This is a genomic window from Faecalibacterium sp. IP-3-29 (genome assembly GCF_023347335.1).
GTDB lineage: Bacteria > Bacillota > Clostridia > Oscillospirales > Ruminococcaceae > Faecalibacterium > Faecalibacterium duncaniae.
Genome location: NZ_CP094471.1, coordinates 1,405,034 through 1,420,910, shown reverse-complemented (window position 1 = coordinate 1,420,910; position 15,877 = coordinate 1,405,034). Strand labels below are relative to the sequence as shown.

Here is a 15,877-nt window from a genome sequence, read left to right as displayed (position 1 = left end):
TCGTTCAACCGTTTGCACGGCAGGCCAGAAGCTTGTCCGTCAGTTCTTCACAACTTTCCGCCAGCAGCACCGGGCCAAAGGGCTCCAGTTCTTCCCTGCTGCCGTAGCCATACAGGGCACCGGCGGCATCCAGCCCGCAATCAGCAGCACCGCGCATATCATCGTTGCGGTCGCCCACCATCAGCACCCGCTTGCCCTGTACACAGGGCTGGGTGAGAACATAGCGCACCACTTCCGTTTTGGTATCCCGGCTCTCATCCATGGACGCGCCGCCGATGAAATCAAAGTAAGGGGCCAGTCCCTGTTCTTCCAGAATGGGGGTCACGACCACAGTCGGCTTGGAGGTTGCGGTGCAGAGCACAAATCCTGCCTCCTTCAGGCGGCGCAGCATCTCTGCCGCACCGGGGTAGGCCGTACCCTCATGGCTGCCCTTTTCGCGGTAACTCTCCCGATAGAGCTCGGTGGCCTCCTCGATTTTTGCAGGGTCAGAAAAATGCTCTCCAAAACTCTTGCGGAGCGGCGGCCCCAGATAGCGCCGCAGGTTCACATGGGTGACATCCACGCCCATCTTGGTAAAAACTTCTTCCAGTGTATTCAGGATGCCGGGGGCGGAATCGATCAGGGTTCCGTCCACGTCAAATAAGATCACGTCATAGTGCTGCAAGTTCGTTTCCCTCTCTTTCACACATATACACGGTATAGTATAGCACAGAATTGCGCTTTCAGCAATTCCAACAAATCGTTTTTGCACTTTTTATACAAATCGGTCACAATCTGGCCTTAAAACGCAAAATGCCTGCCCGCCAGAATGCGGACAGGCAGGGGGTCATGCAGGCTTATTGGGCTGCAGCGCCGTTATCAGCGGAGGGATAATAGAGATTATTGGAGATAAACTCCAGCTTTTCCTTCAGCACCAGCTCCAGATTTGCCACGGCGTGCACCATGTTGGTGGCAGAATCGTTCACTTCCAGCAGCTTGCACAGGTCGATCTCGTTCATGGCGAGTGCGGTTTTCATCTTCTGGCTCTCGGCGCAGAGGATGTGGCTCAGAGCACTTTCCTGCAGTGCGATACTTTCCATCAGATCGATCACAGCCTGACTCAGGGTAACACGGGGCAGGGCCGGACATTCCAGCGTGGTGGGACAATTGATCGTTGCCATAGGGGACTCATCCTTTCTATATAAGGTGTACCCCATCTTATGTCCCCTGCCGTGCAGCCGTTACTGCTTTTTCTCCTGTGCAGAGATCTTTTCAATTACGCTCTGGTAACCGCCGGTTCCGTATTGGATACAGCGATTGATACGGCTGATGGTCGCCGTGCTGATCTCTACCTCTTTCACGATCTGGTCATAGGTGCGGCCGCCAAGCAGCAACTTTGCCGCTTCCAGCCGTTGTGCCATATCGGAGATCTCCTTTACTGTGCACAGATCCTCAAAAAAAGCATAGCACTCCTCCCGGCTCTCAAGGCTCAGGATGGCATCGAACAACGCATCTACGGTCTCGTTTTTTCTGGAATTTTTCTCAGTCATTGCGGTCTCCTCTGCGGCAAACGCCGGAACTTCTGACAGAAAGAATCATATCATGTTATCACTTTAGCACACGAAAGTGTGAAAGTCAAGTCTTTTGCGTGAATCGTTTTCAATTCAGCGTGTCCACAGTTTTCTTCTCTTCACAAGTGAAATAAAATCACCTAAAATTTTTTGCCTGATTTTCTGTCGAATTAGCACATCCTCTGAACTGCTCCGAAAAATATTGACAAATTATGAAAATGGGGATAAAGTATACACAATTTTCAGGCAAAGGAGCCACAGCGTGACCTCTTTGCCGCATGAAAAGCAAAGGAAAGAGGTAAAAGAAATGAACACGCTGGTCATCGTTTTGATCGCAGCCGTGTGTCTGTTTGGTGCTTACACCCTCTACGGACGCTGGCTGGCAAACAAGTGGGGCATCGAACCCACCGCCAAGACCCCTGCGGTCGTCCATGAGGACGGCCGGGATTACGTTCCCACCAACGGCTGGACCGTTTTTGCACATCAGTTCAGCTCCATTGCAGGTGCCGGCCCTGTTACCGGTGCCATTCAGGCTGCTGCCTTTGGCTGGCTGCCTGTTCTGCTGTGGGTCCTGCTGGGCGGCATCTTCTTTGGTGCTGTTACCGACTTCGGCGCTCTGTATGCTTCTGTAAAGAATGACGGCAAGTCCATGGGTATGCTGATCGAAAAGTATATCGGCAAGACAGGCCGCAAGCTGTTCCTGCTGTTCTGCTGGCTGTTCTGCGGCATCGTTATTGCAGCGTTTGCTGACATGGTCGCCGGCACCTTCAATGCTTATGGCGCGGACGGCGCTCTGGTGGACGCTGCTCAGACCAACGGCGCTGCCGGCATGGTCTCCATCATGTTCATGGTCTTCGCCGTGGTCTTTGGCCTGATCCAGAAGAAGTTCAACTTCTCCGGTTGGAAGGAGAGCGTCATCAGCATTGTTTTCATCGTGCTGTCCTTTGTCATTGGCGCAAATCTGCCCATCATCCTGGGCAAGGCCGCATGGAGCTATATCACCTTCGTTTATATCTTCTTTGCCGCCGTGCTTCCCATGTGGCTGCTGAAGCAGCCCCGGGACCACATGACCACCTTCATGTTTGTTGCCATGATCGCAGGCGCTGTGGTTGGTCTGGTCGTTGCACACCCCACCATGAATCTGCCCGTTTACACCGGCTTCACCAATGAGAAGCTGGGTACCATGTTCCCCATCCTGTTCGTCACCGTTGCCTGTGGTGCTGTTTCCGGCTTCCACAGCCTGGTTTCCTCCGGTACTTCCTCCAAGACCGTTGAGAACGAGAAGGATATGCTGAAGGTTGGCTATGGCGCAATGATTCTGGAGAGCCTGCTGGCTGTTCTGGCCCTGTGCGTTGCCGGTGCTGCCGCTGCTGCGGACGGTACCCCCGCTGCAGGCACCCCGTTCCAGATCTTCAGCCGCGGTGTTGCCGGTTTCTTTGAGATGTTCGGCGTTCCCGCTTATGCAGCAACGGTCTTTATGACGATGTGTGTTTCCGCTCTGGCCCTGACCAGTCTGGACGCTGTGGCCCGTATCGGCCGCATGAGCTTCCAGGAGCTGTTCAGTGTGGACGACATGGAGCACGCTGAGGGCTGGCGCAAGCTGTTCTGCAACGTCTACTTCTCCACCTTCCTCACTCTGGCCTTCGGCTTCCTGCTGACCAAGATCGGCTACGCAAACATCTGGCCTCTGTTCGGTTCCGCCAACCAGCTGCTGAGCGCTCTGGTTTTGGCCACTCTGTGCGTCTTCCTGAAGGTCACCGGCCGCAGCAACAAGATGCTGTTCCCCCCGCTGATCATCATGCTGTGCGTCACCTTCACCGCTCTGGTGCAGCGCCTGATTGCCATGGTCAAGGCCATCAGCACCGCCGCTTCTGTCAGCATTCCTGCGGGCGAGACCACTTGGGGTGCCGTGTTCATTGCCAATGGCCTGCAGCTGATCCTGGCTGTTCTGCTGATCGTTCTGGGTCTGAACATTGTGTTCCACTCCTTCTCTGCTTACAAAAAGGCTGAGCACAACAGCGAGGCCAAAATCTGAGGTTTTCACGGTTTGACCGTAAAACGATAAAAATCTCCCACTGACGACATCGAACCCCGTCAGTGGGAGATTTTATTTTATCCTTTTCAGGTCACAGCATCTTCACCATGATGATCTCATCCCGGTAGGTGCCGTCTTTCAGTTTAAAGGCCCGGGGCTGGATGCCATAGCGCTCAAACCCAAACTTCTCATAGAGATGGATGGCACGGGCGTTATCGCTGTACACCCCCAGTTCCAGCTGTTCGAAGCCGTTGGCGCGGGTCTGGTCAATGGCCAGCTGCATCAGATAACTGCCCAGACCGCAGCCCCAGTAATCTTTCCGTACGGAGATGCCCATTACGGCACGATGGCGATATTTGATATGCGGCCGCACTTGTGCAACACCAAACTCCCCCACCAGCTTTTCTCCGGCAAAAGCGCCCACCTCAAAGTTCACAGGGCTTTCCCCGTAGCCTGCGAGCCAGTTCCGCATCGCTTCCAGACTCGCTCCTTCCTCCGGGTATCGGGCCATAAAATGTGTTTCGCTGTAGATTGCATTGCGGAATGCACTCAATGCCTCCGCATCATCGGCGCATAAGCTGCGCACCGTCAGCACTTCCCCGTTGGGCAGTGTGAACGTTCTGGGTTCGATCTTCATGTTTCTCTCTCCTCTTCTTTCAGATATGTGCTCGCTCCCATTCCTGCAGAACAGCCAATTGCAGCTCGGTATGGAACCAGTGTTCTCCTTCTTCCATGATGGTCAGATGCGCACCTGTCCGTTGTTTGAACTGCTCAAGCACTGCCCTGGAAGTCAGGTTATCCCTTGCGCCATAGAGCACCTGCGTGGGCACTTTCCAGCGGTAGGGATGCTCCCTCACCCAGCAGAGATACTGCCACGACAGCGTCTCATCGAAATCCGTGGAAATCTCCCCTGCTTCTTTCAACTGGGCCTCACTCACATTTGCCCACTGCATCATATTGGTGATAAGATCTTCCATATCTACCACTGGTGAGAGCAAAAGAGCACTCCGTAAAGGCTTTGCCTGTAAGGCCAACATGGAAAACCAGGCTCCAATACTTGTAGCCCGCAAAGAGACATTCTTCCAACGCTCTGCGGCATAGGAATAGACCGCTTCCAACTCTGGAACCGCCACCCACGGCAGCAGCTTTTCGGAGCCTCCCTTGCGCTCTCCATGTTCGGGCAAATCAACAGCAAGGACCTGATACTCTGCTGGGCAGGCAAGCTCTGCAAAAGGCAAGGCTTCTTCTTTGCATCCCATTTTGCCATGGACATAGAGATATACTTTCCGGCTTTCTTTCCCGTACAGCAAAGCAGGAATACCGCTGATCTCAAGTTTCTGTGTTTTCATCGTAACATCTCCTGTCAGATGCCGCCTTCCTTTTTTCGGTACAGCGGCTGGTCGAGATTCTTCACTTCCAGCTTTCTCTTCATTGTAATTGTTCCTATGATAACACACTTCCCGTTCAAACACAAACAAAAAGAGCTGTGACACCCTGTTACAGGTACCACAGCTCTTAAATTCATTCAGTCAGACTGAATTACTTCACCATGCTTGCAACTTCAGCAGCGAAGTCATCAGCACGCTTCTCCAGGCCCTCGCCCTTCACGAAACGGGTGAACTTGACGATCTTGATCTCGCCGCCCAGATCCTTAGCGACCTTAGCGGTGTACTGAGCAACAGACAGATCGCCGTCCTTGACGAACTCCTGATCGACCAGGCAGTTCTCCTTGAAGAACTTCTTGATCTTGCCCTCGATCATCTTCTGCTTCACAGCATCAGGCTTGTTGGCGTTCTTGGGATCGCCAGCCATCTGAGCCAGCATGATCTCCTTCTCCTTGGCAACGACCTCAGCGGGGACAGAAGCCTCATCGACGTAGCTGGGGTTAGCAGCTGCGACCTGCATGGCGATGTCCTTGCCGTAAGCAGTGAACTCGTCCTTGCTGTCGATGTCGTTGGTGGTCTCGAAGTTGACCAGGATGCCGTGGGTGCCGCCACCGTGGACGTAAGCAGAGCAAACGCCCTCGTAACGGACAAAACGACGGATCTTGATGTTCTCCTTGATGACCAGGATCAGGTTTTTCAGAGCCTCGTCAACGGTCTCGCCAGCCTCGGTCTTGCAAGCCATCAGAGCCTCAACATCAGCAGGGTTCTGCAGCATGACGACCTTGGTTGCTTCCTTGACGAAATCAACGAACTTGTCGTTCTTGGCAACGAAGTCAGTCTCAGCGTTGACTTCGATGACAACACCGACCTTGCACTTGGGGCAGTAGTCAGCGTAGACCATACCCTCGGCAGCAACGCGGCTTGCCTTCTTGGCAGCAGTAGCCAGACCACGCTCGCGCAGGATCTCAATAGCCTTCTCGAAGTTGCCGTCAGCCTCAGTCAGAGCCTTCTTGCACTCCATCATGCCGCAGTCGGTCTGCTTGCGCAGTTCCATAACGTCCTTTGCAGAAATAGCCATTTTTGTAGTCTCCCTTACACGTTATTTCACGGGTTTGTTCTGTACAGCCAGAAATCAGGCGTTGGCAGCTTCCTCAGCGGGAGCCTCCTGGTTGCCCTGCTTGCCTTCCAGAACAGCGTCAGCCATAGCGCCAGCGATCAGCTTGACAGCGCGGATAGCGTCGTCGTTGCCGGGGATGACGTAATCGATCTCGTCGGGGTTGCAGTTGGTATCAACGATAGCCACGATGGGGATGTTCAGCTTGCGAGCCTCAGCAACAGCGATGCGCTCCTTGTGAGGATCAACGATGAACATAGCCTTCGGCAGGGTCTTCATGTTCTTGACACCGCCCAGGTACTTGTCCAGCTTCTCCATCTCCAGCTCGAGCTTAGCAACTTCCTTCTTGGGCAGCAGCTCGAAGGTGCCGTTCTCCTTCATCTTAGCCAGCTGATCCATACGGTCGATGCGTTTACGGATGGTACGGAAGTTGGTCAGCATACCGCCCAGCCAGCGAGCGTTGACATAGTGCATGCCGCAGCGCAGAGCCTCGTCACGGATGGACTCCTGAGCCTGCTTCTTGGTGCCGACGAACAGGATGTCGCCGCCCTCAGCTGCAACTTCCTTCACGTAGTTGTAAGCCTCGTCCAGCTTCTTCACGGTCTTCTGCAGATCGATGATATAGATGCCGTTGCGCTCGGTGAAGATATACTTCTTCATCTTGGGGTTCCAGCGGCGGGTCTGGTGACCGAAGTGCACACCTGCCTCGAGAAGCTGCTTCATAGAAACGACTGCCATAGTAAAAATACCTCCAATATTGTTTTGCCTCCGCACACCGTGATCCGCGGCCATATCGGATGGCCTTGGACTGCCCTCCACTCCCGAAAGAGCACAAAAGGGCATAGTGATGCGTGTGTAATGCTGAATAATAATAGCACAAACAGGCGTGTGATGCAAGGGGTTTTCTCTGTTTTTTACAAGAAAATCGCGTATTTTTCGTTTATTCGCCCGTCTGAGTGCTGTTCAGGCTCTCCATGCCCATCCGGCTGAGGGCATAGCCCTTGCCGAACATCAGGTCATATTGCAGCAGCCAGTGCTTCTGGCTCCAGCTTTCCTGCAGGGAGCTCGGGGTCTGGGTGGTGGTACCGTCCAGATTCATCACCGTACCCCGGGTATTGGCGCGGTCGGCCACCTGCAGCTGGCGGTTCAGCAGCTGGAAATAAAGCGGCTGCTCCAGACCGTAGAGGTTCATCATCACCGGCGAGATATCGTAAGCGGCAATGGTGCCCAGATCCACGGGCTTGTCGGTGTAGTTCGACCACATCAACAGGGTGGTCTGGTGCAGGCGCGGGTCCGCACTGGAATCGCTGGCATAGCCGCTGCTGGTAAAGACATCATAATTGGAATCAATGGGGTTGTAATGGTCGCCCCAGAACACCAGGATCACCGGCTCGTCCACTTGCGAGAAGTATTGGGTCAGCTTGCCCAGCATGGCATCGGCATCCCGGATGCCAGTCGCAAAATCTTCCAGTGCGCCGATGGTGCTGGCCTTGAGGCCCGCCGGGTGCTCTGTCACCTTCACCCGCACATCGTCCGGGTAGTTGTCTTTATTATAATTGGTATGGTTCTGCATCGTGACTGCGTGCAGAAAAACCGGTGCATCCGAGGATGTCTTCATCTTTTCATACTGCTGGATGATCTGGTCCGCCATGGAGTCATCCGTGACCAGACCGCTGGTCCAGTAGTGCCTGCGCACCTTGTTGACGTGGGTCATCTGTTCCAGGCTCAGGAAGGTGTCAAAGCCCAGGTTGGGGTATGCCGTGTCCCGGCTCCAATACCTGGCCCAGAAGCAATGAACTGCCGCCGTCTGATATCCCTGCGTCAGCTTGAGGTAATTGGGCAGCGAGAACATGGGCTTGGTCACATGCTGCTGGTAGGGCTTGCTGCCATTGGGCAGAAAGGAAGCCGAATAGCCTGTCAGCGCTTCAAACTCCACATCGCAGGTTCCGCCGCCGAAACTGGGGCTGTACGCCCGGCCAGAAGCACTGGTCTGCTGCAGGGCGTGGAGGTTGGCAGAGACATCGGTATCAAACTGGAAACCGTACTGCTCCAGCTCCGACACATCCCAGTAGGACTCGTCCATCACGTAGATGATGGTGGGCTTTTTCACAGTCTCGTCCGCAGAGGTGGTGGCACCGTAAGATCCCGGGTAGAGCGGAGCAGTGGAATATTTCTGTGCAGCTTCAGTATCATCCAGGATCTCGTTGACAGCCTCCTCTGAATACCCCTCCGGCTTGGAGATCTCCAGATTGGTCAGATTGGTCAGAAAGCTGGTGATGACACCATAATAGCGGTAGTAGCGATCCTGCATCCAGGCATCCGGCACAATGCCAATGGCCTGTGTCACGGCAGGCTGCAGGAACACGCCAAAGAGCAGGCCGCAGGTAGCTGCCGCACTGGCAAGAAAGCCTGCCACCCGGGGCTTCCAGTTCAGCTTCTGCCGCCCTCTATAAAGGAAGAAAGACACTACGACCAGCAGCACGATAATAACAATGGATACCACCATGCTGGTCTGGATGTGGATACCGGCCGCAGCTGCCACGCCCGCAGCCTCTGACACCTGCATCAGATCCCAGGGCAGGAAGGGCTCGCCGCGCAGCTGCAGTGTGTAGAAATTGACTGCCGCCGGGGCACAGCCCAGCACCGCCGCCAGCAGGGTCGCCAACGGTGCAAACCGGGTCAGCCAGTCCACTGCCAGCCAGCTGAGAAACAGCATGGCCCACGCCAGCAGATAGGCTTCGGCATGGGGGAAAATGTATTGGGTAAAGGTCTCCCCTGTCAGGCTGCCGCGGGCGATCCACTCCGTCAGGAACAGGATGCCCAGCGTTGCCAGCGGCGGGAAGAGCAGCCGCAGCCCATGCAGGGAAAGCGGCGTATGTTTTTTTGCGTTCATAGAGAGAAGTTCCTTTCACTTCCGGAAATCAGATTTCAAGCCGGAGCGGCAAGGCTCTGCCGCTCACGGTTCTCTATTATAATCCGATTTTTTGTAAAATCAAACCCTGATGCAGGAAAAATTCACGAAAAATTTCAGCCGTCCAGCCAGTGCCGCATTTTTTGCCAGAAACCCTGCTTTTTGGCTTCCGGCTCCGGCAGCTCCGTGCGGACCAGGATCGCGTCCACTCCCAGTGTTTCGATGTCCGTCCAGGGGATGACCAGAGTCTCGTCCCGGCCCAGCAGTCCAAACAGATGAGGCTGCCCGAGCAGCAGCAGGCTTTTGACCTGCGCCGTTGCCGGATCGAGCTCCAGATCATCGGCGCGGCCAAGGCAGGCCCCGTTGCTCAGCTGAACGATCTCCTTTGTGCACAGCTCCCGGAATGTCATCGTGCTCCCCTCCCCGCAGTTTGCCTGTTTCATCCTATGCGGCAGCGCAGTGCTTGATGCAGAGCGGGCAGTTGTGCTATACTGTGGACAGAATCTTTCTGGCAGAAACATCCATACAGAATTGAGGAAACAGCGATGTATAAAAATATCATCTTTGATCTGGGCGGTGTCATGGTGGATTTCGACCCCAAGACCTACCTGGTAGACCGCTTCTGCAATGCCGAGGTAGAGGAACAGGTCTCCCAGCTGACTTTTGAAAGCGAGGAGTGGAAGCTGCTGGATGCAGGGCTTATCACCCGCTCCGAGGCCAACCTGCGGATGCTGGCCCGCGCAAAGGAATATGGCCGCGCGTTTGAGGTGCAGGGCGTGCTGGACGATTGGATGCATATCCTCCGCCCCCGCCGCCGGATGCAGGAGCTGGTGCGGAAACTCAAGAGCCGTGGCTACTGTGTCTACTACCTGAGCAATATCCCCGAGGATGTGCTGGATTTTCTGACCGAGCGCGACCTCAAGGGCCTGTTCGACGGCGGCGTGGCCTCCTGCGAGGTGCACATCAACAAGCCTGACCCGCGCATCTATAAGGCCCTGCTGGACAAATACCAGCTCAAGGCCGGGGAAAGTGTTTTCATTGACGACCGGCTGGAGAATGTGCAGACCGCTTTCCGCCTGGGCTTTGCCGGCATCCAGATGAAGGACAGCGTCGGCACACTGGTGCGCAGCCTTGCTACCTGCAGTGTGGTCATCCACTGAACAGCACACAAAAACTCCCCGCTCAATGCCCTGTCTTGGGCGCTGGGCGGGGAGTTTTCTGCCATTACAGATTATTTCTTTTCGTAATTCTGGCAGTAGTGCGGGGTCTCCACCTGCTGGGTGGTGCAGGAGCAGTGCTCTGTCACCTTGATCTGGGGCAGATCACACTTGCAGCTCTGCACATTGTGGCGGCACTCGCAGACATCGCAGGTCACACCTGTGTTTTCCATTTCTATCGCCTCCTTGGCTCTAGGTTGCCCCGGCTTCAGGCGATTATACATGGGTGCTTATTTTTCTGCCCGGGCTTCCCGCTTCGATTTCAAGGTGACGACCACATGCCGGATGGAAAGGATGGGATGCACCGGCAGCATCCGTGGCCCGGCCCAGCGCATGACAGTACGGATCCGCTCCCGCATTTCCGGTTTGTAGCAGTGAACTTTGCAGGCAGAGCAAAAAGTTTTCGTCTCCATAAAGGGGCAATGCTCGATCCGGGCCAGTGCATAATCATGGAGCTGCTGGCACTCCGGGCAGAGTTTTCCCTTCGGGCTATGATGCTGTTTGCGGCAGTAAAGTGCGATCATCTCACTGACCAGCAGTTTTTCATCGTTTCTCTTTTTGGCAAGGTCTTTCGGGGTGGTCTTTGACATTCTTTTCCTCCTGACAAAACAAAAAACCGGCAGAGAGCCGGAATTCTTACACTCTGCCGGTTAGTCTATCAGAACAAACTTCTTTTGTCAAGTTTCCGCTTTACCATGCAGCCAGATCTGCACCCAGCTTGCGGCAGGCAGCCTGAACATCCTCATCCGGTGCCTCGTTGCAGATCAGACCCTCACCGTTGAGCACCTGTGCACCATCACCCTGTGCACGCTCGACCCAGTCGCGCATCCACTGGCCGTCGCCCCAGCCATAAGAGCCGAACAGAGCGATCTTCTTGCCGTTCAGGGAGCCCTCCAGATCGGAGAACATCGGCTCAAACTCGCTCTCTTCCAGCTGCTCTGCGCCCATTGCGGGGCAGCCAAATGCAACTGCATCAAACTCTGCCAGCTTTGCGGCGTTCATTTCGCCACAGGGAACGATGGTGCCGTTTGCGCCCTCTGCCACGTAGTTTGCCATGGTCTCCGTGTTGCCGGTTGCACTCCAGAATACAACTGCTACTTTGCTCATAATGAAGAACCTCTCTTTCAATTTCAGTTAGTATATTCTAACTTTTATCTTCAAGAAATTGCTCTGCCTGACATAAGACAGAGCAATTTGGTTAGGCTTTTCTAACCATCAAAAGAATACCACAGGGCGGGCTCCTTGTCAAGAACCTTTTGCAGAATTTTTCAGAGCGCTCCTTCACCCCGGCGCAGCAACAGGAACACCACCGTCAGCACGCCGTAGATCACCGGCTGGTGGAGCAGATATAGCATCAGCGAGTTCCGCCCCAGCCACCCCAGCGGCGGGCAAACCGAACGACGCAACGGACGGAGACTCTGCGCTGTTCGCTCTGCCAGATGATGCAGGTAAAAACCAGCCCAGAACAGGAAGAGCCACGGGGTCAGCGGAAAGTAATCCGTAGAGAAGAAGCCAAAGGGATAAAACCCCAGATAGGCCGTGAAGTAGTTGGCGTAGAGAAAGCCCGGCAGTGTGATGAGCCAATGGCCCAGCTGCAAATAGCCATCGGCTGCATAGCGGGTGAAGTAAAACAGAAACATGCTCCCTGCAAGGCCGACCACCGGGGGCACCTTTTCCAGCCACTTTTTCAGCAGTCCTGTGATGATCATAGCCGAGCCCAGCAGGGTCAACACGCCGAACCAGACAGCATCCGCTGGCATGAAGATCAGCGTGACCGCCGTGACAAGTGCGCCGCACCCAAACACCACCGCGCCTCGTTTGACCGGGTGGCGGCCCAGCGGCAGACAGAAGCCGGACAGCAAGATGAACACCCAGCAGATGGATTGCTGCCACAGTTCTCCCTGCCAGCTGCCATACCACGGTGCACGCACACCAAACAGATAGACCAGGTCCCACATGCCATGGTAAAGCATCATGCTGATCAGGTCCAGCCCGCGCAGCTCGTCCAGCAGCGCAAAGCGTGTGGAAGTTGATTTCATAAGACTTCCCCTTTTCGGAATGTTTTTTTCATTGTACGCCCTGCCATGGATCCCGTCAAGCAAAAAAACTGCCGTGCAGCTTTGGAACCGCACGGCAGCTTTATGATAACAGGTTCAGAAAAATGCAGGAATTACAGCTCCACGTTGAAGTAACGCTTCAGCAGGCCCTCGAAGCCGCGGCCATGACGAGCCTCGTCCTTCGCCATCTCATGGACGGTATCGTGGATCGCATCCAGGTTCAGGGCCTTTGCCTTCTTGGCCAGGTCCATCTTGCCGGAGCATGCGCCGCACTCAGCCTCAGCACGCATCATCAGGTTCTTCTTGGTGCTGTCGGTCACGACCTCACCCAGCAGCTCGGCGAAACGGGATGCGTGGTCAGCCTCTTCGTAGGCATAGCGCTTGTAAGCCTCAGCGATCTCGGGGTAGCCCTCGCGCTCTGCCACACGGGCCATGGCCAGGTACATGCCGACCTCGCTGCACTCACCCTCAAAGTTTGCACGCAGACCGTCAACGATCTCCTGAGGCACACCCTCAGCCTTGCCGATGCCGACCACATGCTCGGTCACATAGGTGTTGCCGGTCTTTTCGACAAATGCGGATGCAGGAGCCTTGCAGACAGGGCACTGCTCAGGGATAGAGCCTTCAGCGATATAACCACAGACGGTGCAAACATACTTTTTCATAAGAATATCCTCCATTGTTTTTCATTATGATCTTGGCCTCCCCTCTGGTACAGGGGGCCTTGCTTCTGAGCCTATTATAGCAATGATTCCTAGATTAGTCAAGACTAATTTTAAGAATTATTCCTATTTATTTTTTAGACCTGCAGGTTGCCGCTGCTCGGAGCATCGGAACCGTTGGCAGCATCAAACTCGTAATCATTGCCGGGGAGGATGGCGTTGAGCAGGATGCCCACGATAGCGGCAATGGCCAGGCCGGACAGGTTGATGGAGACACCGCCCACAGCGAACGTCAGACCGCCCACAGAGTTGAAGCCCAGTGCGCAGACCAGGATGACAGCGGCAACGATCAGGTTGCGGCTGTTGGTAAAGTCCACACGGTTCTCGACCACATTGCGGACACCAATCGCGGAGATCATGCCATACAGCACAAAGCTGATGCCGCCAATGATGCCGGTGGGGATGGTGTTGATGACGGCCTCAAACTTGGGGCTGAAGCTCAGGATCACAGCCATCACAGCGGCAATGCGGATGACGAGCGGATCGTAGATGCGGCTCAGGGCCAGAACACCGGTGTTCTCACCGTAGGTAGTATTGGCGGGGCCGCCCAGCAGACCGGCCATGGCAGTGGCAAGGCCGTCGCCCATCAGGGTGCGGTTCAGGCCGGGATCATTGATATAGTTGTGGCCGACCGTAGCGCTGATGGCAGCGATATCGCCCACATGCTCCATCATGGTTGCCAGCGCAATGGGGATGATGGTGAACATTGCGCTGATGAACTCAGGGCTGCCGTCGATGGCAAACAGGCCCATGGCACTCTTGTGCAGGGGGATGCCGAACCAGTCGGCAGCAGCAATGGCCTCAAAGTTGACTGCACCAGTGACCAGAGCCACAGCATAGGAGACCAGCACACCGATCAGGATGGGCAGGATCTTGACCATACCCTTGCCCCAGATGTTGCAGACAATAACGGTGCCCAGGGCCACAAAAGCCAGCAGCCAGTTGGACTCGCAGTTGGTGATGGCAGAGGGGGCCAGGATCAAACCAATAGAGATGATGATGGGGCCTGTGACCACCGGCGGGAAGAATTTCATAATGCGGCGGATGCCAAAGGTGGAGATGAGCAGGCTGACCAGCAGGTACAGAATGCCGGACAGTGCCACGCCCGCGCAGGCGTAGGGCAGCATTTTGGTATTGACAACTGTCAGGTTGCCGTCTGCGTCAGCCAGCATGGGGGCTACAATGGAAAAACCGCCCAGGTATGCAAACGAGGAACCAAGGAAGGCCGGGACCTTGCCCTTGGTGACAAGGTGGAACAGCAGGGTGCCCAGACCGGCACAGAGCAGAGTGGTGGAAACGCTCAGGCCGGTGAGCAGGGGCACCAGCACAGTTGCGCCGAACATGGCAAACATGTGCTGCAAGCCCAGGATCAGCATCCGTCCGGTGCCGAGCTGCCGGGCATCGTAAATGCCCTTGGAGTAATCGATCTTTTCACTCATAGAGAAGTTCTCCTTTCATCGCTGCCCAAAAAAAGAGGCATTGCCGCAGCAACGGCAGTGCCTCAATCTTCTGGAGCAGATTCAAAAAACGGGACCGGAAGGCAAAACACGCGCTCCGCAAAGTCGAACGAAACATTTTGCTCTCCCCTTCCCTGTCTGACTTTATAAAGTATACCAGAAACCCTGCCCGGATGCAATCCGTTTGCCGCAGTTTCCCTCAGCTTTTTGGCCGGACATCTTGAAATATGCCCCTGTCCGCACTATAATATAACCTATTGAATTGATTTGTATTTCAAGAGGAATGTTATGATCTATCTGGATTATTCTGCAAACACCCCGGTGGATGCGCGGGTGTTGGAGCAGTTCTGTGCCGTGGAGCGCCGCTGCATCGGCAACGCCAACTCTCACCACCAGGCAGGCTCTGCCGCCAAGGCAGAGATCGATGCCGCCACCATCAAAATCGCCTCCCTGCTGGGCGTTCAGCCAGCAGAGATCATCTATACCTCCGGTGCCAGCGAGGCCAACAACTTTGCCTTAAAGGGGCTGGCCCGTCTCTCCCGCCATGCGGGCAGGCACATCATCTCCACTCCGCTGGAGCATTCTTCGGTCAGCGGCACCCTGACGGCATTACAGGAGCAGGGGTATGAGATCAACCTGCTGGACGTGAAACAGGACGGTACTGTAGATCTTGAGCACCTGAAGGATCTGCTTCGCCCGGATACCATCTGCGTTGCCGTAACGCTGGTGGACAGTGAACTGGGTGTGGTGCAGCCTGTACAGGAGATCGCCGCCATCCTGAAAGCATACCCTCACTGTCACCTGCATGTGGATGCGACCCAGGCTGTGGGCAAGATCCCCGTTTCTTTTGAGGGCGTGGACACCATGAGCCTGACGGCCCACAAATTCTACGGACTGAACGGCATCGGCCTGCTGATCAAGCGGCGGAATCTGGCGCTGGAGCCTCTCATCCATGGCGGCGAGAGTACCACCATCTACCGCAGCGGCACCCCCACTGTGGCGCTGGCCTCCTCGCTGGCCTGTGCGCTTGATCTCGCCGTCACTGACCTGCCCGGACACGTTGGCCATGTGGCAAAACTGAATGCAGAGCTCCGCGCCGCCCTCAGCACATATCCGCTGGTGCGCATCAACAGCCCAGAACACGCCATCCCTCATGTGCTGAATCTGAGCGTCCGTAATGTCAAGGGCACCGTGTTCCAGCGGGAGCTGGATGCCAAAGGGGTCTGCGTCTCGGTCAAGTCAGCCTGCTCTTCGGACGGTCTGCCTTCGCGTGCGGTGTTTGCGGTCAGCCGCGACCGCCGCAACGCACTGTCCTCCTGGCGCATCAGCCTGAGCCATCTGACCACCGAGGACGAGATCAAAGCCTTTTTGCAGACGTTCGATGTCTGCTACCGTGAGCTGACCGCCCTACATTAAATAAAAAGAGGAA

18 protein-coding genes are annotated in these 15,877 nt (G+C 55.4%); 3 read left to right on the top strand and 15 right to left on the bottom strand.

Annotation, left to right across the window (positions count from 1 at the left end; genetic code table 11):
• Window positions 1–4: 4 nt before the first annotated feature.
• From MTP40_RS06785 to MTP40_RS06775, 3 genes are all read right to left on the bottom strand, one after another.
• Window positions 5–664 carry an HAD hydrolase-like protein gene (locus MTP40_RS06785; protein ID WP_035394092.1) on the bottom strand — a complete coding sequence of 220 codons (660 nt, stop codon included), beginning with the start codon at window positions 662–664 and terminating at the stop codon, window positions 5–7.
• 172 nt (window positions 665–836) lie between these two features.
• Entirely contained in the window at window positions 837–1,160 is a 324-nt protein-coding gene (locus tag MTP40_RS06780; RefSeq protein ID WP_035394090.1) for a hypothetical protein, read from the bottom strand.
• A 60-nt stretch (window positions 1,161–1,220) separates the two neighbouring features.
• Entirely contained in the window at window positions 1,221–1,529 is a 309-nt protein-coding gene (locus MTP40_RS06775) for a YerC/YecD family TrpR-related protein (RefSeq protein ID WP_097771978.1), read from the bottom strand.
• A gap of 328 nt (window positions 1,530–1,857) precedes the next feature.
• On the opposite strand from MTP40_RS06775, the gene MTP40_RS06770 reads away from it, so the two are divergent.
• Window positions 1,858–3,585, top strand: a complete 1,728-nt coding sequence (locus MTP40_RS06770; RefSeq protein WP_207683840.1) for a carbon starvation CstA family protein — start codon at window positions 1,858–1,860, stop codon at window positions 3,583–3,585.
• A 91-nt stretch (window positions 3,586–3,676) separates the two neighbouring features.
• Here the strand turns inward: MTP40_RS06770 and MTP40_RS06765 are convergent, their stop codons facing one another.
• The 6 genes from MTP40_RS06765 to MTP40_RS06740 form a co-directional block, all read right to left on the bottom strand.
• Window positions 3,677–4,222 (bottom strand): GNAT family N-acetyltransferase, encoded by a 546-nt coding sequence (locus MTP40_RS06765; RefSeq protein WP_156071929.1) that lies wholly within the window; start codon window positions 4,220–4,222, stop codon window positions 3,677–3,679.
• Between the two features lie 19 nt (window positions 4,223–4,241).
• Window positions 4,242–4,934 (bottom strand): alpha/beta hydrolase, encoded by a 693-nt coding sequence (locus MTP40_RS06760; RefSeq protein ID WP_249260053.1) that lies wholly within the window; start codon window positions 4,932–4,934, stop codon window positions 4,242–4,244.
• Between the two features lie 190 nt (window positions 4,935–5,124).
• Complete coding sequence (gene tsf, locus MTP40_RS06755; protein ID WP_005932850.1) at window positions 5,125–6,048, bottom strand: translation elongation factor Ts; 924 nt, start codon at window positions 6,046–6,048, stop codon at window positions 5,125–5,127.
• A 54-nt stretch (window positions 6,049–6,102) separates the two neighbouring features.
• On the bottom strand, window positions 6,103–6,822 hold the full coding sequence (gene rpsB / locus MTP40_RS06750; protein ID WP_035394088.1) for a 30S ribosomal protein S2: 720 nt from the start codon (window positions 6,820–6,822) through the stop codon (window positions 6,103–6,105).
• Window positions 6,823–7,024: 202 nt separating this feature from the next.
• The gene (locus MTP40_RS06745; RefSeq protein WP_207683838.1) at window positions 7,025–8,977 is read right to left on the bottom strand and encodes an LTA synthase family protein; all 1,953 of its coding nucleotides are present in this window, start codon (window positions 8,975–8,977) and stop codon (window positions 7,025–7,027) included.
• A gap of 134 nt (window positions 8,978–9,111) precedes the next feature.
• The gene (locus MTP40_RS06740; protein ID WP_207683837.1) at window positions 9,112–9,405 is read right to left on the bottom strand and encodes a PRC-barrel domain-containing protein; all 294 of its coding nucleotides are present in this window, start codon (window positions 9,403–9,405) and stop codon (window positions 9,112–9,114) included.
• A 135-nt stretch (window positions 9,406–9,540) separates the two neighbouring features.
• Between MTP40_RS06740 and MTP40_RS06735 the strand changes: the two genes are divergently transcribed.
• Complete coding sequence (locus MTP40_RS06735) at window positions 9,541–10,155, top strand: HAD family hydrolase (RefSeq protein WP_117504047.1); 615 nt, start codon at window positions 9,541–9,543, stop codon at window positions 10,153–10,155.
• 71 nt (window positions 10,156–10,226) lie between these two features.
• On the opposite strand, the gene MTP40_RS06730 is transcribed toward MTP40_RS06735, so the two are convergent.
• The 6 genes from MTP40_RS06730 to MTP40_RS06705 all read right to left on the bottom strand — a co-directional run bounded on the left by MTP40_RS06730 (window position 10,227) and on the right by MTP40_RS06705 (window position 14,430).
• Complete coding sequence (locus MTP40_RS06730; RefSeq protein WP_117504045.1) at window positions 10,227–10,385, bottom strand: DUF1540 domain-containing protein; 159 nt, start codon at window positions 10,383–10,385, stop codon at window positions 10,227–10,229.
• A 57-nt stretch (window positions 10,386–10,442) separates the two neighbouring features.
• Window positions 10,443–10,802: a nitrous oxide-stimulated promoter family protein gene (locus tag MTP40_RS06725; RefSeq protein WP_117504043.1), complete on the bottom strand. Its 360-nt coding sequence runs from the start codon at window positions 10,800–10,802 to the stop codon at window positions 10,443–10,445.
• Between the two features lie 100 nt (window positions 10,803–10,902).
• Window positions 10,903–11,319, bottom strand: a complete 417-nt coding sequence (locus tag MTP40_RS06720) for a flavodoxin (protein WP_249260052.1) — start codon at window positions 11,317–11,319, stop codon at window positions 10,903–10,905.
• 161 nt (window positions 11,320–11,480) lie between these two features.
• Window positions 11,481–12,251, bottom strand: coding sequence for a heparan-alpha-glucosaminide N-acetyltransferase (locus tag MTP40_RS06715; RefSeq protein WP_249260051.1), 771 nt, complete (start codon window positions 12,249–12,251; stop codon window positions 11,481–11,483).
• Window positions 12,252–12,382: 131 nt separating this feature from the next.
• Window positions 12,383–12,934 (bottom strand): ferritin family protein, encoded by a 552-nt coding sequence (locus MTP40_RS06710; protein WP_035394078.1) that lies wholly within the window; start codon window positions 12,932–12,934, stop codon window positions 12,383–12,385.
• A gap of 134 nt (window positions 12,935–13,068) precedes the next feature.
• Window positions 13,069–14,430: a uracil-xanthine permease family protein gene (locus MTP40_RS06705; protein ID WP_098922418.1), complete on the bottom strand. Its 1,362-nt coding sequence runs from the start codon at window positions 14,428–14,430 to the stop codon at window positions 13,069–13,071.
• Between the two features lie 306 nt (window positions 14,431–14,736).
• Here MTP40_RS06705 and MTP40_RS06700 point away from each other — a divergent pair, with 306 nt between their 5' ends.
• Window positions 14,737–15,864 (top strand): cysteine desulfurase family protein, encoded by a 1,128-nt coding sequence (locus MTP40_RS06700; RefSeq protein ID WP_249260050.1) that lies wholly within the window; start codon window positions 14,737–14,739, stop codon window positions 15,862–15,864.
• Window positions 15,865–15,877: the final 13 nt, after the last annotated feature.

Excerpts from the sequence above, each read along its gene's own strand:
- MTP40_RS06780 (WP_035394090.1), bottom strand. The coding sequence starts at position 1,160 with ATGGCAACGATCAATTGTCCCACCACGCTGGAATGTCCGGCCCTGCCC.
- MTP40_RS06775 (WP_097771978.1), bottom strand. The coding sequence starts at position 1,529 with ATGACTGAGAAAAATTCCAGAAAAAACGAGACCGTAGATGCGTTGTTC.
- MTP40_RS06770 (WP_207683840.1), top strand. The coding sequence starts at position 1,858 with ATGAACACGCTGGTCATCGTTTTGATCGCAGCCGTGTGTCTGTTTGGT.
- MTP40_RS06765 (WP_156071929.1), bottom strand. The coding sequence starts at position 4,222 with ATGAAGATCGAACCCAGAACGTTCACACTGCCCAACGGGGAAGTGCTG.
- MTP40_RS06760 (WP_249260053.1), bottom strand. The coding sequence starts at position 4,934 with ATGAAAACACAGAAACTTGAGATCAGCGGTATTCCTGCTTTGCTGTAC.
- tsf (WP_005932850.1), bottom strand. The coding sequence starts at position 6,048 with ATGGCTATTTCTGCAAAGGACGTTATGGAACTGCGCAAGCAGACCGAC.
- rpsB (WP_035394088.1), bottom strand. The coding sequence starts at position 6,822 with ATGGCAGTCGTTTCTATGAAGCAGCTTCTCGAGGCAGGTGTGCACTTC.
- MTP40_RS06745 (WP_207683838.1), bottom strand. The coding sequence starts at position 8,977 with ATGAACGCAAAAAAACATACGCCGCTTTCCCTGCATGGGCTGCGGCTG.
- MTP40_RS06740 (WP_207683837.1), bottom strand. The coding sequence starts at position 9,405 with ATGACATTCCGGGAGCTGTGCACAAAGGAGATCGTTCAGCTGAGCAAC.
- MTP40_RS06735 (WP_117504047.1), top strand. The coding sequence starts at position 9,541 with ATGTATAAAAATATCATCTTTGATCTGGGCGGTGTCATGGTGGATTTC.
- MTP40_RS06730 (WP_117504045.1), bottom strand. The coding sequence starts at position 10,385 with ATGGAAAACACAGGTGTGACCTGCGATGTCTGCGAGTGCCGCCACAAT.
- MTP40_RS06725 (WP_117504043.1), bottom strand. The coding sequence starts at position 10,802 with ATGTCAAAGACCACCCCGAAAGACCTTGCCAAAAAGAGAAACGATGAA.
- MTP40_RS06720 (WP_249260052.1), bottom strand. The coding sequence starts at position 11,319 with ATGAGCAAAGTAGCAGTTGTATTCTGGAGTGCAACCGGCAACACGGAG.
- MTP40_RS06715 (WP_249260051.1), bottom strand. The coding sequence starts at position 12,251 with ATGAAATCAACTTCCACACGCTTTGCGCTGCTGGACGAGCTGCGCGGG.
- MTP40_RS06710 (WP_035394078.1), bottom strand. The coding sequence starts at position 12,934 with ATGAAAAAGTATGTTTGCACCGTCTGTGGTTATATCGCTGAAGGCTCT.
- MTP40_RS06705 (WP_098922418.1), bottom strand. The coding sequence starts at position 14,430 with ATGAGTGAAAAGATCGATTACTCCAAGGGCATTTACGATGCCCGGCAG.
- MTP40_RS06700 (WP_249260050.1), top strand. The coding sequence starts at position 14,737 with ATGATCTATCTGGATTATTCTGCAAACACCCCGGTGGATGCGCGGGTG.